This is a genomic window from Aeromonas sp. A600620 (genome assembly GCF_029479985.1).
GTDB lineage: Bacteria > Pseudomonadota > Gammaproteobacteria > Enterobacterales > Aeromonadaceae > Aeromonas > Aeromonas veronii_A.
The window spans coordinates 187,896-213,974 of sequence record NZ_JAAKXB010000006.1; the positions used below are offsets into that span (position 1 = coordinate 187,896).

General features: G+C 57.9%; 23 protein-coding genes and 1 riboswitch. Of the genes, 6 read left to right on the forward strand and 17 right to left on the reverse strand.

Annotated elements, in window-relative coordinates; genetic code table 11:
- Positions 1–82: 82 nt before the first annotated feature.
- The 5 genes from G5533_RS10165 to G5533_RS10185 form a co-directional block, all read right to left on the reverse strand.
- On the reverse strand, positions 83–2,062 hold the full coding sequence (locus G5533_RS10165; RefSeq protein ID WP_441254752.1) for a reverse transcriptase domain-containing protein: 1,980 nt from the start codon (positions 2,060–2,062) through the stop codon (positions 83–85).
- Positions 2,055–2,615: a fimbrial protein gene (locus G5533_RS10170; protein WP_016349198.1), complete on the reverse strand. Its 561-nt coding sequence runs from the start codon at positions 2,613–2,615 to the stop codon at positions 2,055–2,057. The genes G5533_RS10165 and G5533_RS10170 overlap by 8 nt, the downstream gene beginning before the upstream one ends.
- A gap of 11 nt (positions 2,616–2,626) precedes the next feature.
- Entirely contained in the window at positions 2,627–3,370 is a 744-nt protein-coding gene (locus tag G5533_RS10175) for a fimbria/pilus periplasmic chaperone (protein WP_016349199.1), read from the reverse strand.
- A 33-nt stretch (positions 3,371–3,403) separates the two neighbouring features.
- Positions 3,404–5,962 (reverse strand): fimbria/pilus outer membrane usher protein, encoded by a 2,559-nt coding sequence (locus G5533_RS10180; RefSeq protein WP_421312859.1) that lies wholly within the window; start codon positions 5,960–5,962, stop codon positions 3,404–3,406.
- Between the two features lie 565 nt (positions 5,963–6,527).
- On the reverse strand, positions 6,528–7,571 hold the full coding sequence (locus G5533_RS10185; RefSeq protein ID WP_421332678.1) for an OmpA family protein: 1,044 nt from the start codon (positions 7,569–7,571) through the stop codon (positions 6,528–6,530).
- Between the two features lie 326 nt (positions 7,572–7,897).
- Here G5533_RS10185 and G5533_RS10190 point away from each other — a divergent pair, with 326 nt between their 5' ends.
- Positions 7,898–8,509, forward strand: coding sequence for a fimbrial protein (locus G5533_RS10190; protein ID WP_421205561.1), 612 nt, complete (start codon positions 7,898–7,900; stop codon positions 8,507–8,509).
- Between the two features lie 48 nt (positions 8,510–8,557).
- Here the strand turns inward: G5533_RS10190 and G5533_RS10195 are convergent, their stop codons facing one another.
- The 10 genes from G5533_RS10195 to G5533_RS10240 form a co-directional block, all read right to left on the reverse strand.
- Positions 8,558–8,728 carry a 50S ribosome-binding protein YggL gene (locus G5533_RS10195; protein WP_441254764.1) on the reverse strand — a complete coding sequence of 57 codons (171 nt, stop codon included), beginning with the start codon at positions 8,726–8,728 and terminating at the stop codon, positions 8,558–8,560.
- Positions 8,700–8,921 carry a 50S ribosome-binding protein YggL gene (locus G5533_RS10200; RefSeq protein WP_441254753.1) on the reverse strand — a complete coding sequence of 74 codons (222 nt, stop codon included), beginning with the start codon at positions 8,919–8,921 and terminating at the stop codon, positions 8,700–8,702. Before G5533_RS10200 ends, G5533_RS10195 begins: the two co-directional genes overlap by 29 nt.
- Before the next feature lie 609 nt (positions 8,922–9,530).
- Positions 9,531–10,034, reverse strand: coding sequence for a hypothetical protein (locus tag G5533_RS10205; RefSeq protein ID WP_421208865.1), 504 nt, complete (start codon positions 10,032–10,034; stop codon positions 9,531–9,533).
- A gap of 3 nt (positions 10,035–10,037) precedes the next feature.
- Positions 10,038–10,613, reverse strand: a complete 576-nt coding sequence (locus G5533_RS10210) for a YagK/YfjJ domain-containing protein (RefSeq protein WP_421263120.1) — start codon at positions 10,611–10,613, stop codon at positions 10,038–10,040.
- A gap of 171 nt (positions 10,614–10,784) precedes the next feature.
- Complete coding sequence (locus tag G5533_RS10215) at positions 10,785–11,009, reverse strand: helix-turn-helix transcriptional regulator (RefSeq protein WP_421263121.1); 225 nt, start codon at positions 11,007–11,009, stop codon at positions 10,785–10,787.
- Positions 11,009–11,194 carry a helix-turn-helix transcriptional regulator gene (locus G5533_RS10220; protein WP_421205554.1) on the reverse strand — a complete coding sequence of 62 codons (186 nt, stop codon included), beginning with the start codon at positions 11,192–11,194 and terminating at the stop codon, positions 11,009–11,011. Before G5533_RS10220 ends, G5533_RS10215 begins: the two co-directional genes overlap by 1 nt.
- Before the next feature lie 113 nt (positions 11,195–11,307).
- On the reverse strand, positions 11,308–12,342 hold the full coding sequence (locus G5533_RS10225; RefSeq protein WP_421205553.1) for a hypothetical protein: 1,035 nt from the start codon (positions 12,340–12,342) through the stop codon (positions 11,308–11,310).
- A 2-nt stretch (positions 12,343–12,344) separates the two neighbouring features.
- Positions 12,345–13,580, reverse strand: a complete 1,236-nt coding sequence (locus tag G5533_RS10230; RefSeq protein ID WP_441254754.1) for a tyrosine-type recombinase/integrase — start codon at positions 13,578–13,580, stop codon at positions 12,345–12,347.
- Positions 13,581–13,734: 154 nt separating this feature from the next.
- Positions 13,735–13,911: a hypothetical protein gene (locus G5533_RS10235; protein ID WP_118854342.1), complete on the reverse strand. Its 177-nt coding sequence runs from the start codon at positions 13,909–13,911 to the stop codon at positions 13,735–13,737.
- Between the two features lie 506 nt (positions 13,912–14,417).
- Positions 14,418–15,695, reverse strand: a complete 1,278-nt coding sequence (locus G5533_RS10240; RefSeq protein WP_019446508.1) for a cation:proton antiporter — start codon at positions 15,693–15,695, stop codon at positions 14,418–14,420.
- A 216-nt stretch (positions 15,696–15,911) separates the two neighbouring features.
- Here G5533_RS10240 and metH point away from each other — a divergent pair, with 216 nt between their 5' ends.
- Together metH and rimK are read left to right on the forward strand one after the other, a co-directional pair.
- Positions 15,912–19,607, forward strand: a complete 3,696-nt coding sequence (metH, locus tag G5533_RS10245) for a methionine synthase (protein WP_441254765.1) — start codon at positions 15,912–15,914, stop codon at positions 19,605–19,607.
- Positions 19,608–19,838: 231 nt separating this feature from the next.
- Positions 19,839–20,735 (forward strand): 30S ribosomal protein S6--L-glutamate ligase, encoded by an 897-nt coding sequence (rimK, locus tag G5533_RS10250; RefSeq protein WP_005340088.1) that lies wholly within the window; start codon positions 19,839–19,841, stop codon positions 20,733–20,735.
- Positions 20,736–20,830: 95 nt separating this feature from the next.
- Here rimK and G5533_RS10255 read toward each other — a convergent pair whose 3' ends face one another.
- On the reverse strand, positions 20,831–22,075 hold the full coding sequence (locus tag G5533_RS10255; protein ID WP_107682220.1) for a sensor histidine kinase: 1,245 nt from the start codon (positions 22,073–22,075) through the stop codon (positions 20,831–20,833).
- Entirely contained in the window at positions 22,072–22,740 is a 669-nt protein-coding gene (locus tag G5533_RS10260) for a response regulator transcription factor (protein WP_236294152.1), read from the reverse strand. Before G5533_RS10260 ends, G5533_RS10255 begins: the two co-directional genes overlap by 4 nt.
- Before the next feature lie 88 nt (positions 22,741–22,828).
- Between G5533_RS10260 and G5533_RS10265 the strand changes: the two genes are divergently transcribed.
- The 3 genes from G5533_RS10265 (at position 22,829) to aerA (ending at position 25,547) form a co-directional block, all read left to right on the forward strand.
- Positions 22,829–23,251: a hypothetical protein gene (locus G5533_RS10265; protein WP_236294153.1), complete on the forward strand. Its 423-nt coding sequence runs from the start codon at positions 22,829–22,831 to the stop codon at positions 23,249–23,251.
- 86 nt (positions 23,252–23,337) lie between these two features.
- A complete protein-coding gene (locus G5533_RS10270) occupies positions 23,338–23,823 on the forward strand; it encodes a hypothetical protein (RefSeq protein WP_376889940.1) in 486 nt (161 codons plus the stop codon).
- Positions 23,824–24,083: 260 nt separating this feature from the next.
- The gene (gene aerA / locus G5533_RS10275; protein WP_421205753.1) at positions 24,084–25,547 is read left to right on the forward strand and encodes an aerolysin AerA; all 1,464 of its coding nucleotides are present in this window, start codon (positions 24,084–24,086) and stop codon (positions 25,545–25,547) included.
- A 271-nt stretch (positions 25,548–25,818) separates the two neighbouring features.
- A riboswitch (TPP riboswitch) is annotated at positions 25,819–25,931 on the forward strand.
- Positions 25,932–26,079: the final 148 nt, after the last annotated feature.

Here is a 26,079-nt window from a genome sequence, read left to right on the forward strand (position 1 = left end):
CCTTCTCTGGCTCGTACCATTGCCGAACGGGTTCGCCGTATGAGGTCACCCCAGTAGCCGATCCTCAGCCCCCCCCCGTTGGTCACTGCAGTTCTAACTTAATAGTTCCGACAGCGGTAAAAGCCCCGGTTTTACCGCTTGATGGCTCGAAAACGGCATGCAGGTTGATCTGGTGAGCACCGCGCGACGCATCGACCCCCAAAGGCAGTGGCTTCCCCCCCACAGTCAACGCGACGCGCCCGACGCTTGGGTTCACCGCCATGCCCGAATTTCCGCCGACCATGCTAACCCGGTATGGTGGAGGCGAACCCGAGCACGTATAGGTTAAAGGTATGTCGGTTGCAGCACCTGCTGCACCCACAACACCAAGCTCCTGGGATGCGCTGGGGACTTCGAAATAACACGACCCATTTGCTGGTGGGACGCGGAAACACGTTGACGTTGTTGGGAACACAGGCACCTCTTGGTGCGGGTAATAGTCCGCGTAAGGGGTCGGACCCACCAATATTCCCACGCACTCCTGCAGACCTATGTCGTTTGCGCACCCACCAGCGTGAGAGAATGACCGCGCCATTACCGCACCTACCGGTGGCTGCTCTGTTCCAAACAGCATCTGGTTGATTTCGGCAACCTTCCCGTCGTTGTCGCTGCGGTGAAATTCCCAGTAGAGATATGCTGATGCGTGATCATCCCCTTTACTGTAGTGGGCATGGTTCCGTTCGGTCCAGTTATGGTAGCTTCCGAGCTGCTTGTCGGCATCCGACAGGGGGGCTGCCACGTACGTCACCTTCACCTCCCACTGGTTGCACGTGTTGCTTACCACTTCGAAGCTCTTGGGCACGGGTCCGTTGATAGCCAGGCTTTGGTTTGGCCCCATGATCTGGCTTGCGGCGATGCATGCACATAGGGTTGCTCGGATCCTGCTTGCTAATGGTCTGTTGGAGTTCATCTGTCCACCTTTTAACTTTGCCCCAGTGTTCTTCCCGAGGCACGTGTTGTCCATGCCGCGTAGAACCAAGGGTTTCTGCTGCCCTGTTCGGGACGCTCCGCTGCAATCCTGGTGCATCCCAGGTTCCGTGGTGCATCCCGCGGGGGCGAGGCGGAATGCCACAGATCCTCGCCAGCGTTTTAGATACCCCCGCACCCTGCGTTGGCACTCGGCTTCCGGGTTGCCGGCACGCAGGGTCTGCTCATAAAGCCGCAGGGATTTGGTTCGATAGCGTTGCAGGGCGTTGGGGGCGATGCCGACCCGTCCCGCAGTGGTATACCAGCCACCCAGCCAGTCGATGCCGCGATCCAGGCGGCCAATCCAGGTCTTGGCGGGGTGCTGGCTAAAGCCGTCGGCGGCCAGATAGCCATTGAGACGGCGCACGGCATCGCGCAGGCGCCAGCGGGTGCGGGCCAGCACGATAAAGTCGTCCATATAGCGGGCGTAATAGAGCTCCCCCCTGGCGGCAAAGTCCGCATCGATATGCCACAGCAGGCTGGCGCCGATCAGCGGGCTTAGCGCGCAGCCACGGCTGATCCCACTGCTAGGGGTATGAAACTCGCCGCCGCACTCGACGCTGTAATAGAGGTATTGGCGCATCAGCTCGCGGCAGACGGGGCAGGGCAGCGGCGCCACCAGCCGGCTGAGCACCCGTGCCCGGTCGATATGCTGGTAGTAGCCGCGAATATCGGTGCGCAGCACATAGGGGTGGCTGCCCCCGGCCCCTTGCAAAAAGTCGTGCAGCCGGCGACGGGAGGCCACGACCCCCATGCCGCGACCATGTTCGCAGGCCGGGTGCCAGGGGAGCCGTGGGGCGACCCGCAGCGCCACCCATTTCAGCACCAGCGCATCTTCTGCCGACCAGATGGCATGGCCCCCCAGCAGCTGCATGGGGCTGAGCCGATAGTGCCCCGCCATCACCCGGGCAAACAGGGTGGCCGAGCGCGCTGGCCAGTGAAAGCGCAGGTGCCAGATATCGGCGTTGGCCGGGTAGTGGCGCCGCCGCTGGCAGAGCCACTGATAGGCCAGTTGCCAGGCCTGCGCCGGTGCGAGTTCGGGATAGCGGTTATTCATAGGTCAGCTTGAGGGTCGACTGGGCGCTGAAGGTGCCGGGGGTGAGCTTTTTCTCCCCCGATTTCAGCAGCGCGACGTAGACCCCGAAATCGAGCTGGTTCTTGCCGGTTTGCAGGGTCTGCTTGCTGCTGGCCTGACCCAGCGGCAGATCCTTGGGGCTATCCTTGCCCTGGACTATGCCGAGGGCGATGCCGGCGGCGGCGCTGCCCTTGGCCAGGCTCAGCAGGTTCTTGTCCTCGCTGGAGGCGGTGCCGCTGAAGGTGACCTTGACCCCCTTGGCCACCGAGGGATCGCACTCTTCCAAGTGCAGCACAAACCCCTTGGGTTTGGAGCGTTTGTCCCGCAGCAGATCCTTGTTGACCACGGTACCCAGATCCAGGCTGATGTTCGCATCCGCCGGGGGGATGGTGCAGGGCACCGAGACCAGGGTGCCGGTGATGGTCAGCTGCACCGAGTCATAGCCGTCAGCCCAGGCGCGGGCCGGCAGCAGCCCCAGCCAGGCGAGGCAGATCAGGGCCGGCAGGCCGCGGGCCTTGTGGATCATGGGGTTCATCGTTACCTCCTTCAGGCCGCTTTGTCGGCGCTGGTCAGGCTGCAGTGCTGATCGGTGCAGCGAAAGTGGAGCGGGCGGCGCCCGCCGAAGTCATCGACATAGGTGAGGGTCGGCGTGTTGCCGAGCCGGGCGACCCCGAGATTGAGCTCACCCTGGCCAAACGGGGCCAGCATCAGGGGGGTGAAGTCGGCCTGCCCTTCGTCATCGGCCTTGCCGGCGGCATCGACCAGGGTGATGAAGTAGGGGGTGGGGTTCTCCACCCGGTAGTGCCCCTGGGTCGGGGTCAGCTTGAGCTGCTGCTGCCAGGGGGCGACATGGGCCTCCGGCTCCACCACCAGCGACTGCGGCCGGTAGAAGAACTTGATGCGGGTCTGCAGCGCCAGCTGCAGGGAGTTGGGTTTGTCGCTGCGCGGCGGGATCTCCCGCAGGTTGAAGTAGAACAGGCTCTCCCGATCCTGGGGCAGCAGGTGGCTCGCCTGGGTGGCCTGCACCTTCAGCATGCTGTCGGCGCCCGGCTCCAGCCGCTGCACCGGGGGCAGCACCACGAAGGGGCTTGAAATCTTGCGGCCCATGGCATCTTCCATCCAGGCCTGGGCCAGATAGGGCAGCTCCTTGTTGTGGTTGCGGATGTTGAGGCTCTGGGACTTGCTATCGCCGGTGTAGATCACCCGGGTGCGATCCAGGGCCACGGCGGCCTGAGTGGGCAGGGCGGCCACCAGGGCGAAGGCCAGCAGGGCGTGTTGCATCAGTTTCATCGTCGGATCTCGTGTTGGTCAGTAAAACGGGTCTCAGTGACAGCTCAGGGTGGGCAGCTCGTCCTCCGCCGGCAGCGGGTTTGGCAGCACTGCCTGGCAGTGGGCATGGTCGCCCCAGCGGATGAAGATCGGCTCGCCGGCGTGCAGCCCCGCCAGATAGGCCATGCCGTCGTCGCTCAGCATCCCCAGTCGCAGTTGTTGCTGGTTCTCCACCACCGCGGCGAAGGGGGGCGTCTTGCCGTTCTGGAGCCGGAAGGCGAGCAGCCGCTTGCCCCCCGCCAGCACATCGAAGTGCTGGTAGCCGATGGCCCCTTCGGTGAGGGTGCGGCTGGCCACGGGGGAGCCGATGGGTTCGACCTCGTCGCCGAGCCGATCCACATCTATGCTGGTGCGCTGCCGGTAGTAGCTGGTGAGATCGGCCACCACTGCCTTGCCGTGGCGATCCGTGGTGGTGACGGGGCCGCCGGCATGGATCGGCACCCCTTCGGCGCCATCGGCATCCACCAGCAGGCGACTGCCCCCCATCATGCCTACCCGGTGCAGGGCGGTGCCCTGCGCGGTGGCGGTGATGCCCCCCTGCACGGAGAGGCCCGCACTCAGGTTTTTGCCGCCGTTCTGCTCGCTGGCATTGACCGACAGCTGCGCCTTGTCGGCGGTATGGGAGTAGAAGCCGCTCAGGCTCTCCCCACGGGGCGAGGTGCTGGCCGAGAGGGAGTAGTTGTTGCGCTCGTCCAGGGTGTTGTAGTAGTTGGCGCTGTGGGTCAGGGTGTCGTTTTGCGACGAGAGGCTGTAACCGAGGTGACTGCCCCCGCCGAGCGGCACCGAGAGGGAGAGGTACATACCGGTATCGGCGTTCTCCCACTGGGTTTGGCGGTAGGCGTTCACCGTCAGCCCCAGGCCGCGCCAATCCTTCACATCGAACTGGTGGGAGAGGGCCAGGCTGATGCGTTCACTGTCCGGCTTCAGCCAGTAGGACTGGTGGGTGTAGTCGAAGTAGGCGCCGATATTCTGGTTGCGAAACTGCTTGCTCAGAATGACCGAGTACATCTCTTTCGAGCCCCCCTGGTAGTAGGCCTGGCTCTCGTCTTTGGCGCTCAGGTAGTCGCTCATGGTCATGAAGTCGCGCTCCGAGAAGCGGTAACCGGCAAACGCCACCTGGCTGTCGTATTTGTCGAAGCTCTTGGAGTAGTTGACCCGATAGGAGCCGCCGTGCTTGATGCCCTTCTCGGGCAATTCGGCCCGCGACTCCGTCATGTCGAACGAGATGGCTCCAAATTGCAGCAGGTCCCGGCCCGTACCCACAGTTAGCGCGGCATAGCCGTCGCTCACCAGGGCGCCGCCGAAGAGGGACCAGCCATTGTTGACTCCCCAGGAGGCTTCACCGCTGACAAACAGCGGCCCTTCCAGGCTGTGGTCGAGGTTGGAGGGCTTGCCGCTGGCAAACTTGTAGCGTACCGAGCCCGGGCGCGACAGATAGGGGATGGCAGCGGTATTGACCTTGAAGGTTTGCAAGGAGCCATCCTGTTCCTCTACCCGCACGTCCAGCTCGCCGCTGGTGGCCGAGTTGAGATCCTGGATTCGGAATGGGCCGGCCGCGACCTGGGTCTCGTAGAGAACGCGTCCCCCCTGGCTGATGACCACCTTGGCGTTGGTTTTGGCGATACCGACTACTTCGGGGGCATAGCCACGCAGGTTGGGGGGGAGCATGTTGTCATCCGAGGCTAGCGTGAGCCCGGTGAAGCGGAACGAGTCGAAGATGGAGTTGCCAAGATCCAGCTCTCCCACCATCAGCTTCTCCTCGCGGGAGGGGAGCGGGCGATAGGCGTAGACCCGGGTCACGTCGGCAGAGTGTTGCTGGTGGGTCTCTTTCACCTGTTTCGGATGGGTGGGATCCTGCGGTTCATCCTGATCCTGCTGGTCCTCATCCTGAGGCGGTTTCTGGGTATGCCAGCCACGATTGCTCTGATATTGCGCCTGCCAGTCGGCCCGCACGCGCCAGGCACCATAGTTGGCCCCCAGCACGCCGTAGGCACTGGCGTTGGTATTATTCTCCCACTGCTCGGAGCTGGTCGCATGTTGCAGGTTGATGCCGTAATCGAGCATAAAACCGTTGATGCCGTTATCCCAGCGGCTGATGGGTTCCCAGTTGTCGTCGATATATTCCAGGTTGGTTTGCGGAATTGAGATGGTGAGGGTGTAACTGCTGATATCCGGACGCAGCGTGCTCCCTTCCAGCACATCGAGATTGATGCACTGCATGTCGGTATTTGCCTGCAATACTTTTTGCAGGGCGCTCTCCTTGAGGCCGAACTCTTCCAGCAGTGTTTTCGGAATACAACTTATGGACGCGCCATCCGCATCACTTTTCACCGTGATTTCGCGCTCGCCCAGTGAACGATCGTTGATATTTACCTGCATGCTATATTTGCCGGGAACGATATAGCCGACGTGAGTGAATTGTTCGAAGTCGATATTTTCGCGATCGGCTACATCCAGCAAATCGGTATTGAAATCGATGCCGCCGGCAGGGGCGGCCTGAATGGCAAAGGCACCAAGCAAGTTGATTATCAATATTGCAATGCGTTGTTTCATATCAATATCGTCACTGTCTGTAAGGGGCCTGGGCTGAACTGCCTGCCACATGGTTGTGATGATCGACAACCTGTCTAAAAAAAACTGCGCTGACGCCGGGTCAGGCGCGATTTTTTATATTCAGAGGGATGAAATGAGAAACTGGCACCACCTGGTTTCCTGGCCGCAAATATCGCCCGGCACAATGATTCCCCCGATTGGCCAGCACATGGTATCGAGCTGGAACCCTCTTTGACCAGTTACAGATAATTCCGGTTTTATCCGTTAATAATCAATGTGTTGAGCTTTACTTTCATCAGGTCTTGGGTCGCCTGAAATCGGGTCTGGCAGGCCATTGCTGGTGGTTTTTAGAACAGTCAGGCAAAGCGTGACGCAGATAATGGGTGGGGAGCCCGGGTTGATATCGCCGGAAAAAGGGCGGAGGGATTATTGGGAGTGAGCAGATCGCGCTGATAGACCATGAGTGATTAACGATAAGCGACACTGAAATATCATGGGGAGATATAGCAGGGCTGATATTGGAAATAGGTGGGCATCCCTGCCCGATATAGCTTCCTTGATATCATCACGCTTGTACTGACTTGATCCCGGTCAGTCGTACTTCTACCCGACGGTCCGGTGCCAGGCATTGAATGCGTTTTGCTTTGGATTTGATGCCATCGCACTGAGTGCCGGTGAGCGAGTCATCCGCACCACGTCCCTCAACCCGGATTTTGCCGGCCGGCAGCCCCTGGGAGACCAGGAAATCAGCCACTGCCCGGGCGCGGGCCTCGGAGAGGCGCTGGTTCACCTTGGCCGAGCCGATGCGGTCGGTATAGCCGATCACGATGGCTTCACCTTCTTTGGGGCGGGCGTTGGCCAGGTCCTGGTATAGCTTGTCCAGGGTCTGCAAGCCCTCTTCCTTCAGGTCTGCCTTGCCAAAGGCAAACAGCACGTCAGAGCTCAGTTCGAAGGTCTTGTCGACCATGACGGGTTCCGGCGCCGGAATGGGGCGCTCTACCGCGACCGGCTCAACATAGCTGGAGCGGAAGGGGTGGTAGACCAGCTCCAGCGTGGTCATGTTCTGGTTGGGTTTGGTGCTGGTGTGGTAGTCACTGCTGTGCAGGTCTGCCACATCAGTGATGTAACGCCAGCGGGCCTGCAGATCCAGCGCATCGGTCAGTTGATAGGTCAGGCCGGCGCCAAACAGGGAGGAGACCTTGGTATCCTTGGTGCCCAGCCCGTCGGTGTGGGCCCAGTAACCACCTGCCTCACCGAACAGACTAAGGTCACCAGCCAGGGGAACACGGCCGATCAGGGAGAGGGTTCCCCCCTGATTTTCGAAGCGGTTGCCATCGGTGTTGCCACGCCCGGCGTAGATGTAGCCCAGTTCGGCCCCCAGATAGTCGTTAAGGTTGTAACCCGCAAAGGCGTTGGTAGCGGCGGCATCTTCGGTGCCGTTTTCGACACCGCCAATCTTGTTCAGACCCTGAAAGTGGGTGAAGCCGGCACCGGCACCGAAATAGAGATCAGCCGAGTCACCGTTTTCGGTGGCATTGGCAGAACCGGTACCAAGACCCAGCATCAGACAGCTCACGACAAGGGCAAGCTTCTTTTGTCCAAATAACATAGATGACATCCTCATATTTTAATTTCTCGTTTTATTGCTTTGTTGCAAGCAAATGCCGACGATCAACGCAGCGCTCATAATTCACATTGAATCAGGACGGTGCAGATTTGATAATCGCGGGGTGAAACAGTAGCCTGTGAGGTGGAGGAGTCAAATTATTTAAAATTAATATTTGTTATTTCTAAATAACGACAGGGTGATGGCCGTTCCGGTTCGATAAATCATGGTTAATGGCTGAGTTTAAAGGTAATTTTTCATAATTGGAGAGTGTCTTTCATTCTTTATATGATCAACGCTCGATCATTGGACAAATAGAGGTTGATTGTATGAAAAAAATATCAGGCTTGCGTTTGGTCACTGCCTTGACTGTGGCAATGGTATCTGGAGGGTATGCTGCACTTGCCTGTGCAGACGATGATGGCGGTTGGAGTGATTTGGGTCCATCCAGTCCAGCTGCGTCTTCTCCTCAGGATCAGGGTCATGGCACCATCAAGTTTGTGGGTGCCATTATCGATGCCCCCTGCTCCATTGCGCCCGAGAGTGTGGATCAGACAGTACAGATGGGGGAGATCGCCAACTCGCTACTGAAAAAGCAGGGTTCAACTCCGCTGCGGCCTTTCGAAATTCACCTGGAAGCCTGTGATTTTGCCACCGCAGCCAGTGCGACAGTGACCTTCTCCGGGATTCCATCCGACGATACCAAGCATGCGCTGGCATTGAACGGTGGGGGGTCTGGTGGTGCGATTGCTCTGGTCAACAAGCAGTCAGGGGAAGAGATTGTGTTGGGTACGCCAACCAAGGTGTCCAGTCTGGTCAATGGTGATAACCACCTCAAATTTGGCGCCAAGGTCGTGAGCACGGTGGCTGCAGATGGTAGCAACCCACCCGTCCCGGGTGAGTTCGATGCCGCGGCAGACTTTGTCATGAGCTATCAGTAAGTCATGATCCTGAGCGGGCTGCCCAATTGGGCTGCCCGCTCACCCCTCCTAGGGGCCATACCAGGCATCGCTCAGTGGTGCTAGCCGATGGCCAGTCACCCATGGCTGTACGGTCAACCAGTTGGCAATTGCTTCCCGATCTTGAGAGGTCAATGAGTCGTTAGCTGCTTGGCACAGGTAACCGCTGAGCTCAGCGTCGGCTCCCCCCCGCCAAAGCACCAACCCCGCCAAAGCTCCAACCTTGCAGTTCGATATAGTCCAGCCATCGATCCAGTGCCTCTTCGAAGTCGACTTGCGCTCGATCTATGGTAAAGGTCAGGTGTAAACCCAACTCCTGAAATTCATCGAGATGCAGTTTTTTGCGCAAGCGGCGGGAGCGTTTTTTATTCAGTTCTGAGGGTTGAAATGTCATGTTGAACCTCTGAATCGTGTTGGTGGCCCATCAGTTGGGGTGAGACCTCCGAGGTGGTGCCAGCATAGGCCGTCGAAGCACACATTCGGTCCAGGTCGCGTCTTGCCACCATGCCCAGGATTTAGGCCGTTGAAGGGATAAGGTCTGATAATTCGTGGAATTAAGAGGGATTGCAGGACTCATGCTCACAAACTAGTGCCGCTCGATCCACCATGCCAAGCAACAGAAAGGTCAAGCGCCTCTCTTGACTCTCCCAAATATATCGACTCAGTCACCAGCGCACAACGCACAGGCCTCCGTGTACCTGATGTCTGTGTTGCTGCCTGCAATGGCTGCAGCGATGATTGTAAACGCCAAGCGAGCCCTGTCAGTACCCAGCCACCAGCAAGTCTAAGGTTTACGCACTGATGACGGAGGATCACTTTACCTCTGGTCTGCATGTTCAGTAAGTTGCGATGATCACTTTCAATATTAATATATTACTGATTTTATTTAAGTTTATTGTTTTTGGTAATTTTTTACATGTGTATTTAGACTTTGCGTTTCTGGTAAACGATCCCTGCCATTGATGGGCATCCTAGGGGGGGGACCAAATACCTATGGTGCTTTTTATCTATTAGATGTGATGGCTTTTCGTATGTAACGCCGTGCTGTCGAGGGATTCAGATTGTTTTCCCTCGCATACTGGGCAATGGTGATATCTCGATGTTTCGACTGCAGAGCGTAGCGTCTACAGTGGGTCTCCCACTTTTCACTCATGGACCGTCGCTTCAGTTCCAGTCTTGCTGTCTTATGATGCAGCTTATGCGTTTTTATATAGGCCTCTACCGACAGGCCGTTTTCAGCCTGCTCAGATTGGTATTGTTGACGATGACGTTCCCAGAAGCGTCGCCTTAGCTCCGCACTGCCCAGATCCCGAAACTTTACATAGACGAGTCTCAAATCAAGTTTGTATAGCTCTGCGTAGAACTTGATGCTGATACCTTGAAGCAGCACCAGATTGGCAAAGTTCTCCTGATGATTACGCCAGAACACCTTGCGTTCATAGAACCCCATTTCGCTCGGTTTCCTAATGCGGGTTGGGATTCTCGGAGCATAAATTCGGCTTTTCATCGTTCATTGCTTCCTGATACTGCGACTGATTTGGTAGTCCTTGACCGCTGGTGGCCGCTTTCCCTTGTCTTTGGTTTTGGCCAAATAGCTTAAGCGGTAGACAAGCAATCTATGTTCATCCAGGCGATCACGGTGGACGAAGTAAAAGGGATTCATCGGTAGGGCTAGGTAGCCATATGTCCATTCTGCTTTGGCTAACCGGTAGACATTGTCAGAGTGCTTGACCTTTTGTCCGTCCAAAAACAGGGCCAAGTGGTAGTGTTGGGCTGCGGATTTGGCTTTCTCTCTGACCCAGATGTAACCGTGATAACAGGGGCCGTAGTGCTGGATCAGTGTTGATTTGAACTGTCTGCAGAAACGACTGATGGGTTGATTGTTGTCTGTGCCCTGTTGCATTTTAAGCTCCAGGCGGATGGCAAGTAACTTGCTGGTCTTGCTAAAGAATCTTTCCAGTAATCGGAAGATGCCATCCATGATGTCCCGCCTGATACGTATGTTGTTCATGACCGCCCAAGCATGGCCTTGATACTCATAGTTCAGGGGAAGAGTCAAAGAAGAATCGTGATGAATACCGAGCATATATTATCAATATCCTGAAGCAGTGATGGCGGCTGGGTGCAGTTAACCCCCCGCCGATCGTGGACGGGGTGCTTTGCAAGCAGAGACTAGGCCTTGGAGAAAATCGGGGATGATGTGCCAGTTTGTTACATTCGGTGCCAAATAAAGGAGGCTGCTGCCCCCATTTATTCTTCAATCCACTGTTAACAGCGCTTCAATTTGCTGCCTTGTCCACCCCATGATCCGTCCGTTGTTATGTTTGAGCGGTGCCGGGAGCTTGGCCAAAGCGAGCCACCGGTAGATCGTCGTTCTGGAGCACCCCAGCACTCGCTGCAGGTCTTTGTGTTTGAGAATGGGTTGCAGCGTTCCGCTGTCTGCCGCCGCCAACGAACGATAGCTGAAGGGTGATTTGGCCATCACTTGCTCTCCATCAATTCTGCGAGCCATTGTTGGTATACCGACTCTGGCCAGCCGACTGTTTTGCCATGGATCTTGATGGGTTCGGGAAAAACCCCGTCACGAACCCATGCCCACAGAGTGCGGCGATTGCGTCCGACAAGGTCACAAACTGTTGTAATGGAGAGTATTTTTTGAGAATTCATGGTTCACCTCGTCTCATTGGATTTGATGAGTGCATCTTCTCGGAATTATTTTGAGATGTGAGGTGAGTAAAGGCTAAATCACGGTGAGTTAGGTTAACTCACCGTGATGGTCGTTAATTTAACCAATCTCGGATGGTGTTTTTGTCGACATTGGCCAACTGGCTCTGTATTTGATCTCGTGGCCTTGAGCACATCAGCGTTTGAATCGCTTCTGCAATCGCGGTATTCGACCACTCTTCAAACGGCCTGTTAGCCAGAAAGAGAAAGCCTGCCGAGGTGTGCGCACACCGTTTGATAAGCTGCTTGACCAACTCCTTATCAGGACACTGTAGAGCGTGACGCAGCTCGATGACCAGTTGGTGATAGTGAGAGGATGTGAAGGTATCCCGATCAACGGCGATGGTTGCCAGCACGTCATCATGCTCCACCAGCAATTCCGTCAGGAAGATGAGCATTGCATGTTTTTTGGGGGAATATCTGGGGTGTTTGTTGAGGGCTGTAATCCCCGAACGAGATGAATGCCGGGCCGTGTTGCTGAATAGTTGCTTCACGCTCTCATGAGTCAACCACAAGTGCTCGGGAAATACACGGCAATCTGGCACCTCGGGGTTTTTGGCAGAGGTAACTGGCACAATGGAGACCTGAAAGCCATCAATGGGATTGTTGAGGGTGAGCAGATAACCGTGTGTTACAAAGAAGGAGCGGAACTCCACCATCCCGTGAGTTTCCAACTGCTTGGCAAAGCTGTGGCCCACAGTCCAGAGTCCGGAAGCCTTGGCCATCAAGGTTAATGGATAGGTAACCCCGCCGTAACTGAAGCGGTAGAACATGGGGACGCCACCAAACAGTTTGCTTGGACGCACATCATTAAAGTGGAGTCGTGCCAGCCCAAATTCACCCTGAGTGATCTTCAGCGTCGCATTGACCAACCGGTCCTGAGCTCCCATCTGCTTGTCGAAGGCATCATTTGGCTGTGCTGGGTCCAGGTTGCGTACGATGACGGCACATTCTGACTCTTCTAGCATCAAATAGAGCGTGGTCTTCTGATTGGCTGCCCAATGGATTATGTCTTCTACCTTGCAACCCAGTTCGCTGGCTGCCTTGGTAATCTTGAGGTAGTCGGTGTCCGGTAAATTGCATCTCTTCATAGTTATTGATGTCGCCATGCAGCCTTATTTAAGTGGATGATATTGCTGCTGGCCGTGGAGTCCCAGATTATTGACTGCCATAACTCGAGGGTGGCTTTTTGTTCTGATAGCCGGTGGTCGTGAATATAATGACTCATGACTCCCTTTAGACTATGGCCGGCAATGATTTCGATCACATGTGGGGCGATCCCAGCAGTTGTGAGATGGGTTGCAAGAGAGCGTCGTAAATCGTGGAAGGTCCAGAAAGGGCTATGTCCAAGTCTTACTGACAACTTGTGGCCGTAGGTCGCCACCGTGCTCACTTTCTTTAGCTGGCCGAGAAGATAGGACGTTTTGTTCTTTTTTGCGGTTGCGATAAGTTCGGCGAGCATCGGTTTGAGTCGCTCAGGTATGGCGCGGACAATTTTGTGGTCCGTTTTTGAATGTTCGATAGGAACGGTCCATATCCCTGCGGCTAGATCCCACTCTGTTATATGGGATTCCCGCACTTCACGTGTTCTTGCTCCGAAAGATAGTAGCAAGAGAGATAGTGCACGATAGTAGGTGTTGGAGGAGGGGCTTTGGATCCATTCCATCAGAGCGTGGATTTCTGCAAGACTCAGAACGCGATCCCTTTTTCCACCCCGTTTACCTACATCTGCAATAGTCAGGTCATTGAGTACATTCGAGACGGCATAGCATCGAACACGGCAATACTTCAGCGCCTGTTTGGAGATCTGGAAGAGCATGCCAGCGGTAACAGGTACCTGCTTGTTGCATTCATCAAAAGCCACCAGCCAGTGTCTGGTCTCACAATCGATGAGTGGGAGATAGCCTATCTTGGGAAAGATCCATTTTTGGAATTGTTGCCGGATCTTTGGGGCATTCTTTCTGTTTTTAGCTGCGTAGTTATCCAGCCAATAACAAATCGCATCTTCTACCGTGACTGGTTTCAGTCGTTCTTCTTTGGCCAGTTTGAGCATCAACGCTGGATTGTGGCCGGCCGCTAGCCATCCTTTACATTGCTCGGTTTTCCTGCGGGCTTCTTCAATATCGATCCCTGCGCTGTTGTTGGTGAACTTCCCCAAGGTCACTTCCAGATTTTTCCCATTAAAGCGATAGCGGAAAACAAAGCTGACTGACCCGCTTGGATGCCAGAAGGCATTCAGTCCATCGCCGCGATCCACTTTACGGATGGGCTTCTTGCCGCCGTGGGGGGTGCCAAGCATTTTCCTGAGTGCAGTGACCACTAATGCCATTTTATACCCCCACAAAACCCCATAAAAAACCCCACATATGTATCCCTAACTGGTATCACCTCCCATCACCTGATGGGACATGAATTCTCAGTGGGCCTTATATATCATGGGGCTTTTGTAGGCAAGGCGGGTTTTAATTGGACGTAACGAAACGTCAGTTGAGTTCTTCGATGGAGAACTCGCCAGCGATACCATCACAGGAGATGGCGAAACCGCCGCTGAAGCGGGTGCTGAACTGGATCAGAAACGCATCATTGTCGTGCTCTTGCACAGGCAGGTTGATGGGTTTGCTGCGACGCAGGGGCTTGTGTGTTTGTACTGCTTTCATCATGGTATTTCTCTATATAAATTAGGTGTTTGCTCCTTGTATTGGCAAATGTCAGGTCAATGGGCGCGATCGATTGGGTGAACGACAAGCGCGCAGGAATACCCAGCCCGGTTAAAGGGCGTCTGCACTTTCAAGGAATATGCTGATGCATAAATCAAATTGGGTGGGCAGCTCGGGTCTGCACCGTGAGAGCCGGGCAACGCAGGCAGACAGCCTGACGGTTCTCAAGGCGAGTAAATCAGAAGAAGGTTATGCGGGTACTGGCAGGATTCATCGTGAGGTGAAGCATTGCAGGATAAACATAAACAGGGCTGATTAACTAGCCGACGAGCATTCTCTCCTCGAAATGAATAAAAAGCAAACAATAATTTGCCGATGTTGAAGTCAGTACGCTTTTCCTCTGTGTAATCAAGGCGCTATCAGCAGCAAATATTCGCAACTATCCGCCATAAAAAGAGGGCTCCCGACGGGAGCCCTCTCTCATTCTGCAATCAGCACAGTGGGCCGACTCAGTAGTCGCCACAGGCCTTCTTGGCGGCCGTGATCATCGGGGTGATGGTCATGCCTTGCACCACGATGGAGAACATCACCACCGAGTAGGTCATCACCAGGATGACCTCCCGCAGATCGACGCCATGTTCCGGGATCATCATGACGCCGGAGGGGAGTGCCAGCGCCATCGCCATGGCCAGACCACCGCGCAGGCCACCCCAAGTGAGGATCCGCACCGAGAAGGTGTTGTAATTGCGGAATCGGCGGAAAGCCACATAGGGTAGCGACACGCTGATAAAGCGGGCGCCCAGGCAGAGCGGCACCGCAATGACCAGCAGGATCCAGTCACGCCAGGCGAGATCCAGCAGTACCAGCGCCAGACCGATCAGCAGGAACAGCAGGGCGTTGAGGAACTGGTCCATCAACTCCCAGAAGTGATCCAGGTGATGGCTGCTCTGCTCGGAGAAGCCGGAGTGACGGGTCCAGTTGCCGATCATGATGCCGGTGACCACCATGGCCAGTGCGCCGGAGACGCCGATCATGTTGGCAAAGGCAAAACCGGCGGTCGGGATGCAGAGGGTCAGCAGCAGCTCCAATGAACCGTCATCGGTGGCGCTGATCATCACGTGGGCGATGAGGCCCAGCACGGCACCGAACAGGATGCCGCCGAGGGCTTCGTGCAGAAACAGACCGGCCACGCTACCGAAGGTGGGTTCGACACCGCCAAAGGCGACGGCAAACACGGTAGCGAAGATGACGAGGCCAACACCGTCGTTGAACAGGGATTCCCCTTCGATCTGGATGGCGATCTGGGGTGGCGCTTTCATCTTCTTGACGATGGCCAGTACGGCAATCGGGTCAGTGGGGGAGATCAGCGCGCCGAACAGCATGCAGTAGACCAGCGGCAACTCCCAGCCCAGCAGCTTGGCGATAAACCAGAAGCCGTAGCCGATGAGGAAGGTGGAGAGCAGGGTGGCAATGATGGCCAGAATGGTGATCTCCCACTTCTGGCTACGCAGCGCCTTGAGGTTGATGCCGAGGCCACCGGCGAACAGCAGGAAGCCCAGAATCCCCTTCAGCAGGAAGTTCTGGAAGTCGATGCTCTCCATGGTCTTGACGGCAAGAGGTTCCAGGTTGAACCAGCCCAGTTTGCCAAACAGCACCAGCAGTGCGGAGATCAGCATGGAGCCCGCAGTAATGGCGATGGTGGTCTGGATCTTCACAACATACTGGTTGGCAAAGGCGATAAAAATCGCCAACGCTGCCAGAAAACAGAGTGTGTAGTAGACGCTCATAGTTATTTTTTTCTCGTTGGTAGACAGCAAGCACGTATCCCTATGCAGGACGGGCATAGGTTACTCTCGGGCCCTATGTTACTCATTACCCATAAATGAGTATATGGTGGCGCATTTGGACTGATAGACGGCTAGATTTCCATTTTATTTGTTTGCTGTTAGGATGCTGTTTACGCAGTTGCATGGATGTAAGAGGAACACGCGGTGTCGAACGTAATGTCGAGCAGAGAGCTGAGCAAGCAGTCGGACGTAACAAAGAAGCTGGAAGCCTGCCTCAGGGAGCGGATCCTGATCATCGACGGGGCCATGGGCACCATGATCCAGGGCTACAAACTCGGTGAGGCGGATTATCGGGGTGAGCGGTTTGCCGACTGGCATACCGACATCAAGGGCAACAACGATCTGCTGGTGCTGACCCGTCCGGCGGTGATCCGCGAGATCCACGAGCAGTATTGCGCTGCCGGGGCCGACATTCTCGAGACCAACACCTTCAACGCCACTCGCATCGCCATGGCCGATTACGAGATGGAAGAGTTCTCGGCCGAGATCAACCGTGAAGCCGCCCGTCTGGCCCGCGCCGTGGCAGACGAGTGGACGGCAAAAGATCCCGCCAAGCCGCGTTTCGTGGCAGGGGTGTTGGGCCCCACCAACCGTACCGCCTCCATCTCGCCGGATGTGAACGATCCCGGCAAGCGTAACGTCACCTATGACCAGCTGGTGGCCGCCTACACCGAATCGACCCATGCCCTGATCGAGGGCGGCGCTGACATCATCCTGATCGAAACCATCTTCGATACCCTCAACGCCAAGGCGGCCGCTTTCGCGGTGGAAGGGGTGTTCGAGGCGCTGGGCTACAGCCTGCCGGTGATGATCTCCGGCACCATTACCGATGCCTCCGGCCGTACCCTCTCCGGCCAGACCACCGAAGCCTTCTACCACTCGCTGCGCCACGTCAAACCGGTCTCGTTCGGCCTCAACTGTGCGTTGGGGCCCGATGAGCTTCGCCAGTATGTGGAGGAGCTGTCTCGCATCAGCGAATCCTGCGTCAGCGCCCACCCCAACGCCGGTCTGCCCAATGCTTTCGGCGAGTACGACCTCGATGCCGTCGAGATGGCAGAGCATATCCGCGAGTGGGCCCAAAGCGGCTTCCTCAACCTGGTCGGTGGCTGCTGCGGCACCACCCCGACCCATATTCGCGCCATGGCCGACGCCGTGGCGGGCATCAAGCCGCGCGTGCTACCCGAACTGCCGGTGGCCTGCCGGCTGTCGGGCCTCGAGCCCCTTATCATCACTCCCGAGTCCATGTTCGTGAACGTAGGGGAGCGGACCAACGTTACCGGTTCGGCCAAGTTCAAGCGCTTGATAAAAGAAGGGCTCTACGACGAGGCCCTCGATGTTGCCAAACAGCAGGTGGAGAACGGCGCCCAGATCATCGACATCAATATGGACGAGGGGATGCTGGACGCCGAAGCGGCCATGGTGCGCTTCCTCAACCTTATCGCCGGGGAGCCGGACATCGCCCGGGTACCTGTGATGATCGACTCCTCCAAGTGGGAGGTGCTGGAAGCGGGCCTCAAGTGCGTGCAGGGCAAGCCGGTGGTCAACTCCATCTCCATGAAAGAGGGGGAGGATAAATTCATCGAGCAGGCGAAACTGCTGCGCCGCTACGGCGCCGCCGTCATCGTGATGGCATTCGATGAGGTGGGCCAGGCCGATACCCGCGCCCGCAAGTTCGAGATCTGCCAGCGGGCTTACCGGATCCTGGTGGATCAGGTCGGTTTCCCGCCGGAAGACATCATCTTCGACCCCAACATCTTCGCGGTGGCGACCGGCATCGACGAGCACAACAACTACGCGGTGGACTTTATCGAGGCGGTGAAGGACATCAAGACGCACCTGCCTCACGCCATGATCTCCGGCGGCGTCTCCAACGTCTCGTTTTCGTTTCGTGGCAACGAGCCGGTGCGCGAAGCCATTCACGCGGTCTTTCTCTACCACGCCATCAAGAACGGCATGGACATGGGGATCGTCAACGCCGGCCAACTCGCCATCTATGAAGACATTCCGGCGGAGCTGAAAGAGAAGGTCGAGGCGGTGGTGCTCAACCTCAATGACAACGCCACCGAGGAGCTGCTGGCCATCGCCGAGAAGTATCGCGGTGCCGGCGCCCAGGCCGAGGATCCGCGGGATCAGGAGTGGCGCAGCTGGCCGGTGGGCAAGCGGCTGGAGCATGCACTGGTCAAGGGGATCACCGACTTTATCGAAGAGGATACCGAAGAGGCACGCGCTGGCGCCGAGAAGCCGCTGCATGTCATCGAAGGGCCGCTGATGGATGGCATGAACGTGGTCGGCGACCTGTTCGGGGCGGGCAAGATGTTCCTGCCGCAGGTGGTGAAATCGGCCCGGGTGATGAAGCGGGCGGTGGCCTATCTGCAGCCCTATATCGAGGCGGAAAAGTCGGGTGGCTCCAGCAACGGCAAAATCGTGCTGGCGACCGTGAAGGGGGACGTGCACGACATCGGCAAGAACATCGTCGGGGTGGTGCTGCAGTGCAACAACTTCGAGATTGTCGACCTCGGGGTCATGGTCTCCTGCGAGACGATTCTCAAGACTGCGCGTGAGGTCGGCGCCGATATCATCGGGTTGTCGGGTCTCATCACCCCGTCGCTGGACGAGATGGTGCACGTGGCCAAAGAGATGGAGCGTCAGGGCTTCAAGCTGCCGCTGCTGATCGGCGGTGCCACCACCTCCAAGGCCCACACTGCGGTGAAGATCGAGCAGAACTACTCGGAGCCTGTGGTCTATGTCTCCAACGCCTCCCGCGCGGTGGGGGTGGCCCAGAGCCTGCTCAGCCCGGATCTGAAGGAGGCGTTTGTCGCCCGCATCGACAAGGAGTACGAGATCGCCCGGGATCAGCATGCCCGCAAGCAGCCGCGCTCCCGCCCGGTCAGTCTGGCCCATGCCCGCGCCAACCGGCACCAGCTGGATTGGGTTGGCTACCAGCCGCCCAAGCCCCGCGAGCTCGGGGTGCAGAAGTTCGAAGATGTGGCCATTTCGGTGCTGCGCCCCTACATCGACTGGACGCCGTTCTTCCTCAGCTGGGAGCTGGCGGGCAAGTATCCGCGCATCCTTGAGGACGAGATCATCGGCGAGGAGGCGACCAGGCTGTTTGCCGACGCCAACGCCATGCTGGATCAGCTGGAAAAGGATCAGAGCGTGCGCTGCGCCGGGGTGATCGGCCTGTTCCCGGCCAACGCGGTAGGAGACAGCATCGAGGTCTACAGCGACGAGTCGCGCACCGAGGTCATCAAGGTGCTGCACCACCTGCGCCAGCAGAGCGAGAAGCAGGGCTTCCCCAACTACTGTCTGGCGGACTATGTGGCGCCGAAAGAGAGCGGCAAGCCCGACTGGATCGGCGCCTTCGCGGTGACCGGCGGCATCGGTGAGGAGGCTATCGCCAAGGCCTACAAGGCGCAGCATGACGACTACAACGCCATCCTGATTCAGGCGGTGTGCGACCGTCTGGCCGAGGCCTTTGCCGAGTACCTGCACGAACAGGTGCGCAAGGTGCACTGGGGTTATGCTCCGGACGAGGCCCTCAGCAACGAGGAGCTGATCCGCGAGAACTATCAGGGCATCCGCCCGGCCCCCGGTTATCCGGCCTGCCCGGAGCATACCGAGAAGGGGAGCATCTGGGAGCTGCTGGAGGTGGAGCAGGCTATCGGCATGCAGCTGACCGAATCCTACGCCATGTGGCCGGGGGCTGCGGTGTCGGGCTGGTACTTCTCTCATCCCGAGAGCAAATACTTCGCGGTGGCGCAGATCCAGCAAGATCAGGCGGAGGATTACGCCGTTCGCAAGGGGATGACGCTGGCCGAGGCCGAACGCTGGTTGGGGCCAAACCTGAACTGACTCCCGCGTGACACCGGTTGATCTTTAACGAGAAACGGCGGCATCCTTGCACGGGTTGAACAACCTGCGCAGAGCCGCCGTTTAACCTGTTGGTCACAGTGATGTGGTAGCGTGCGGTTTGGTGTGGTTTGTCTTGTTGTCAGGATAAACAATTGGCGTTGTCTTGGCGCTGTGGCACCTTATACTCTCCCGCCCCATCCTGCCCAGGCACAGCCTTCTAGCGGAATTGTCATGAAGATCGCCATTTTATCCCGTGAGCCGAAAAACTACTCCACCCGCCGTCTGGTCGAGGTGGCACAGGCGCGCGGTCATCAGGTAGAGGTGCTCGACACCCTGCGCTGCTATATGAATATCGCTTCCCACAACCCCTCCATTCACTACGAGGGTGGGGAGCTGGGAAGCTATGACGCCGTGATCCCGCGGATCGGGGCCAGCATTACTGCCTACGGCACCGCCGTGCTGCGCCAGTTCGAGATGATGAACACCATGGCCCTAAACAGCTCGGTGGCCATCAGCCGTTCCCGCGACAAGCTGCGGGCGATGCAACTGCTCTCCCGCCACGGTATCGGCCTGCCCATCACCGGCTATGCCCACAGCACCCACGATGTGCCCGACCTCATCACCATGGTGGGCGGGGCACCGCTGGTGGTGAAACTGCTGGAGGGAACCCAGGGGATTGGCGTGGTGCTGTGCGAGACCCAGAAAGCCGCCGAGAGCGTGATCGAAGCCTTTATCCAGACCAACAACAACATTCTGGTGCAGGAGTATATCCGCGAGGCCAATGGCGCCGATATCCGCTGTCTGGTGGTCAACGGCAAGGTGGTTGCCGCCATGCGCCGTCAGGCCCAGCCGGGGGAGTTTCGCTCCAACCTGCACCGGGGCGGCACCGCCGAAGCCATCAAGATCACGCCGGAAGAGCGTGCCACTGCCGTGCAGGCCGCCAAGATCATGGGGCTGGACGTGGCCGGGGTGGATATTCTGCGTAGCGCCCGCGGCCCGCTGGTGCTGGAGGTGAACTCCTCCCCCGGCCTGCAAGGGGTGGAAGCCGCCTCCGGCAAGGATGTGGCTGGCAAGATCATCGAGTTCCTCGAACTCAAGGCGAGCCGCAAGAACAAACCGGCGGAGTGAGCCTCAGGCTTGCATCTGTCAGATAGCAACAGGGCGCCCTCGGGCGCCTTGTTGCTATCTGGCTGGTGGGTTGGCGGTGCCACTGCGCCCTCACCCTAACCCTCTCCCAAAGGGAGAGGGAACTGTTCGGCAGTGATCATCGCCAATCGGGCGCTAAATACACCATCCTCCAGCCGGGTGTCGATTTGCCAGCCCAGCTTCTCGCAGATGCGCTGGATGATGGTGAGGCCGCAGCCGTAGCCGAGGATCTGATCCGGCGCCGCCGCCGTCGGGTTGCTGATGGTGAGCACCGGGCCACACAGCTCGATGTCGATATGTCCCTCGGCATAGCTCAGGGCATTTTTCAGCAGGTTGCCGAGGGCGATGGCGAGCAGGGAGAGGGGGGCGTTTACTTCGCTGCTCTCATCCAGATTAAGCCGGATATCGAGGGCCTCCCGCTGCAACAGCGGAGCGAGGCGGGCCAGCTCCTGACGGATCAGCGGGGTCACCTGCTGCAGCGGTCGCTCCACTGCCTCCTTGCGGCCCAGCAGCAGGAAGGTCTCGGTGAGCAGCGCCATCTCGTCGGCGGCGGCGCGGATGCGGGTGGTGGCGCGGGCAGCTGGCGCGGGCAGATCCGTCACCTTGCCGAGCAGGGCGGCCGAGCCCTGGATCACCATGTTGGGGGTGCGCAGCTCGTGGCTGGCGAAGCGACTGAACTCCTGCTCGCGGGCGAATACCGCGCTCACCTCCTGTTTACCGGCCAACAGTGCCAGCTCGATATCCCGCAGCTCCTGCCAGGGGGCGTCGGGTTCGAAATCCGCCTGATCCGGGGTGAGGTGGGCGACCCTCTGTTGCAGCCGTTGCAGCGGCCCTGTGATATGGCGTACCAGCCAGATGCCGAAGCCGAGGCAGGCGAGCAGCAGGGTCACCCCGATCAGTCGGGTGGCCAGATGCAGCTTGTCCTCGTAGGGGTCGAGGTAGTCATCGGCGTCGTCATTGAACACCAGATAGAGCAGTCCCTCACCGGAGGGGTGACGGGCCACCAGAAAGTGTTTGTCCTCCTTGCCCAGCTGATGCTCGAAAAAGCCGGGAGTCTGGTAGGGCTTCAGCCATTTCGGCAAGCGGCCCGCCTCGGTCCAGTAGCTGGAGAACTGTCTGGGGCTCGGAGCCGCCGCAGCCGGGCCGAGTCGCAGCCAGTCATCGCTGTAGCGGGTCACTTCGGCTTCCAGCCAGTGGCGCAGGCTCAGCTCCTCCATCTTGTCCTCGGCCACCAGCATCAGGCCAGAGAGCAGGATCAGCAGCACCACCCCGGCGCCGCCGAGCGCCATGATCAGGCGGCGGCGCAGGCTCGGCAGGCTCATGCGCTCACCAGTCGGTAGCCCTGGCCGTGCAGGGTCTCCAGCATGGGAGTGGGGAAGGGTTTGTCGAGCGCGTTGCGCAGGGCGTAGATATGGCTGCGCAGGGCATCGGAGTCGGGCTCCTCATCCCCCCAGACGGTGTCGAGCACCTCCTGACGGCTGACGATGGCGGGGGCGCGGCGGGCCAGCAGGGCGAGGATCCGGAACGGGATCTTGCCGAGCTTGAGGGGAACGCCGGCACGAGTCGCCTGACCGCTGGCGGTATCGACCGTCAGATCGCCAAAGCTGATGGCCCCCACATCGCCGCGCGGGCCACGCAGACTCAGAGCTTGCAGCCGTACCTCCAGCTCCTCCATGGCGAACGGCTTGACCAGATAGTCATCCCCTCCCGCCTTGAAGCCCGCCAGCTTGTCTTCCAGGCTGTCGCGGGCGGTGAGAAACAGCACGGGAGTGGCAATCCCCTGCTCGCGCAGGCGCGCCACTGTGCTGAGGCCATCGAGGCGCGGCATCATCACATCCATGATGATGACGTCGAAACGCTGATCCTCCAGCAGTTGCAGCGCCGCCTGACCGTGATAGGCACAATCGAGGCGGTGACCGGCCAGCTCCAGATAATCCATGATGGTTTCCGCCACCTGAGGATTGTCTTCCACTACCAAAATCTTCATGCTTTGCTCTCCTGGTTGGCGAGCGTTTCACGCTCTTTTCACACCGGATTCGGCATCCTGTTTGCCAGTGTAACCCCGAGGATCCCTGATGAAGAAGTCTCTCTGCGCCTTCCTATTGCTGATCTTGTTGCCACTTGGCACCGTACAGGCGACCGAATTCAAACTGACCGGCCGCACCACCTGGCAGCTTGGCCAGTTGATGGTCAACGGCATGCCGTTCGTGATCGACGACCAGACCCGCTTCAAGGATTGGCTCAACGAGGATGATCTCGGCGGTACCTGGGTCGAGATGAAGGGGGTGGTGGAGAACGGCGTGCGCTATGTGCGCAAGGTCGAAGCCCTCGACGAAGATGACAAGGACGAGATGGATCTGGAGGGGCCGGTCGAAGGGGGGCGGATCTGGGGCTACACCACCTCGGATAACAGTCTGGCGCCGTTCGAAGGGCGCTGGCTGGAGCTGGAGTGCAAGTTTGATGGCATGCGCCTGAGCCGCTGCCGTGAGGATGACTGATCCGATCTCTGCGTTCCGATTAGAAATGCTCCCGAATGAAGCCCATGCTTGTCCAGCATGGGCTTTTTGTTCAGGGACGAACGAAGATGGAACAATCGAGAAAGTGGTGTGCATGGATGCTGGGTGTACCGCTCTGGGCGGCGCAGGCGGGAGCCAACGAATTGTGGCTGGTGGAGCTGGAGCACAGCGACGGCATCCGCCTGCAATTTCAGGGGGCCGAGGTGGAGCAGGGCAGTGCCGCCGTCTGGCGGCAGGGGGATATTTGGCCGCAGCCACTCAAACCCGGCGACCAGCTCGCCCTGCTGGTGGCTAATGGCGTTGCCACCCGGATTGAGCTGTTGGCCGCCAGAGCCCCGCTGGCCAATCAGCCCTGGCTGCGGGCGCAAGATCGCCTGCAATCCTTCGATGACCGGCAGCTCACGCTGGCCACCCTGGGCACTGTGCGACTCAATCCGCAGGTGCGCTGGGTCAACGGCTCGGCCGCCGATCTGCATGCCGGGAGCGAGCTGGTATTGATCCGTTCGGCGGATGGAATATTGCAGGGAATTGAAGTGATCAATCCGGAAGAGTAATTCAGCATCTTCTTATTTAATATGGTTTCACCATATTGTGGCAGCCATTAAATAATGACTGTCACAATATTTATGATTTATTCCTCAATAAAGTCATCGCTCTAATTATTTTCCTGTATCACCATTATTTTGTTTGTCATGGATGTTTTTTGGTGGTTTATTTTATTTGTGTCAGGTTTTGTCGGAGTCCATCCCTGTCAAATGAAAAAGGATATTTCTACACAATAACAATTATCGCATGTCTGAAAGAGGGATAAATGATGAATAGAATAATTACCGCCAATCTGGCGTTTTTTGCGTCTTCATTGATGCTCGCTCAGGTGCAGGCGGCTGAACCTGTCTACCCTGATCAGGTCAAGTGGGCGGGTCTTGGCACGGGCGTCTGTGCCAGTGGTTACCGTCCTCTGACCCGCGATGAAGCCATGAGTATCAAGGGTAATCTGGTCAGCCGCATGGGGCAGTGGCAGATCACCGGGCTGGCGGATCGCTGGGTGATTATGGGGCCGGGATATAATGGCGAAATCAAACAGGGCACTGCCGGAGAAACCTGGTGTTATCCCAACTCACCGGTTTCCGGAGAAATACCGACACTCTCTGACTGGAATATTCCAGCGGGTGATGAGGTCGATGTGCAATGGCGGCTTGTCCATGATAATGATTATTTTATCAAGCCAGTCAGTTATCTCGCCCATTATTTGGGATACGCCTGGGTGGGTGGGAATCATAGCCCTTATGTCGGGGAAGATATGGATGTTACCCGGGTTGGTGATGGCTGGTTGATAAAGGGAAATAATGACGGCGGCTGCTCCGGATATCGTTGCGGGGAGAAGAGTTCCATCAAGGTAAGCAACTTCTCATATACCCTGGAACCCGACTCCTTCAGCCATGGTCAGGTCACCGAGAGCGGCAAGCAGCTGGTCAAGACCATCACGGCCAATGCGACCAACTACACCGACCTGCCCCAGCAGGTGGTGGTGACCCTGAAGTACGACAAGGCCACCAACTGGTCGAAGACCGACACCTACAGTCTGAGCGAGAAGGTGACCACCAAGAACAAGTTCCAGTGGCCGCTGGTGGGTGAGACCGAGCTTGCCATCGAGATTGCGGCGAGCCAGAGCTGGGCTTCCCAACACGGGGGCTCGACCACCGAGACCGTCTCGGTTGAAGCGCGCCCCACGGTGCCGCCTCACTCCAGCCTGCCGGTGCGGGTTGCCCTCTACAAGTCCAACATCTCCTACCCCTACGAGTTCAAGGCCGAGGTCAATTATGACCTGACCATGAAGGGCTTCCTGCGTTGGGGCGGCAATGCCTGGTATACCCATCCGGAGAATCGTCCGACCTGGGAGCACACCTTTGCCGTCGGCCCGTTCCGCGACAAGGCGAGCAGCATCCGCTATCAGTGGGACAAGCGTTATATCCCGGGTGAAGTGAAGTGGTGGGACTGGAACTGGACCATCAGCGAGTATGGTTTGTCGACCATGCAGAATAACCTGGGTCGTGTGCTGCGCCCGATCCGTTCGGCAGTGACCGGTGACTTCTATGCCGAGAGCCAGTTTGCCGGCGATATCGAAATCGGTCAGCCCCAGACCCGTTCCGCGAAGGCTGCCCAGCTGCGCAGTGCCTCTGCCGATGAGGTGGCGCTTACCGGTGTGGATCTGGACAGCGAGGCCCTTGCCAACGAAGGGTTTGGCAATGTATCCCTGACCATAGTGCCGGTTCAATAACCTCCCTCTCAGGCCCCTTTCATAGGGGCCTGTTTCTGTTCTGCGCAAGACGCTGTACTTGCCCTGCGCCCCTCGATTTTCCCTCTTTTTGTCCTCCTGTACCTGAATGATCACAGCGGGAAGCTATGGCTTGCCAAGGGGATGCCAACGCAGGTTTGACCTCTGTTTGGGGTGGCCCCGTGAGCGAGGCATCGTTCACTCATTTGTTGAAAGAGGCGTGTTGGCCAGATTGTTAACGGCTTGTGCTTTAAATTTTCCCCCTTATACTGGCGCCATCTTGTCGGAGTGCTGACCGTCGAACGACGCGAAGCTGAGACCGTTAATTCGGGATCCGTGGAACCTGATCAGGTTAAAACCTGCGAAGGGAACAAGGGTAACTTGCGGGTTACCGCGCCGGAGGAGGAACAAGCCTCTTCCGCTCATCGAAGGGGTAACCCTGATGGGTCAGGGCGCACAGGAGGGAGTCTGTCCCGTCCGGTTGTCCAGCACGTGGGGCGCCTTGCCCACAGCGTGCAGAGAGCGGGAAGGGGCA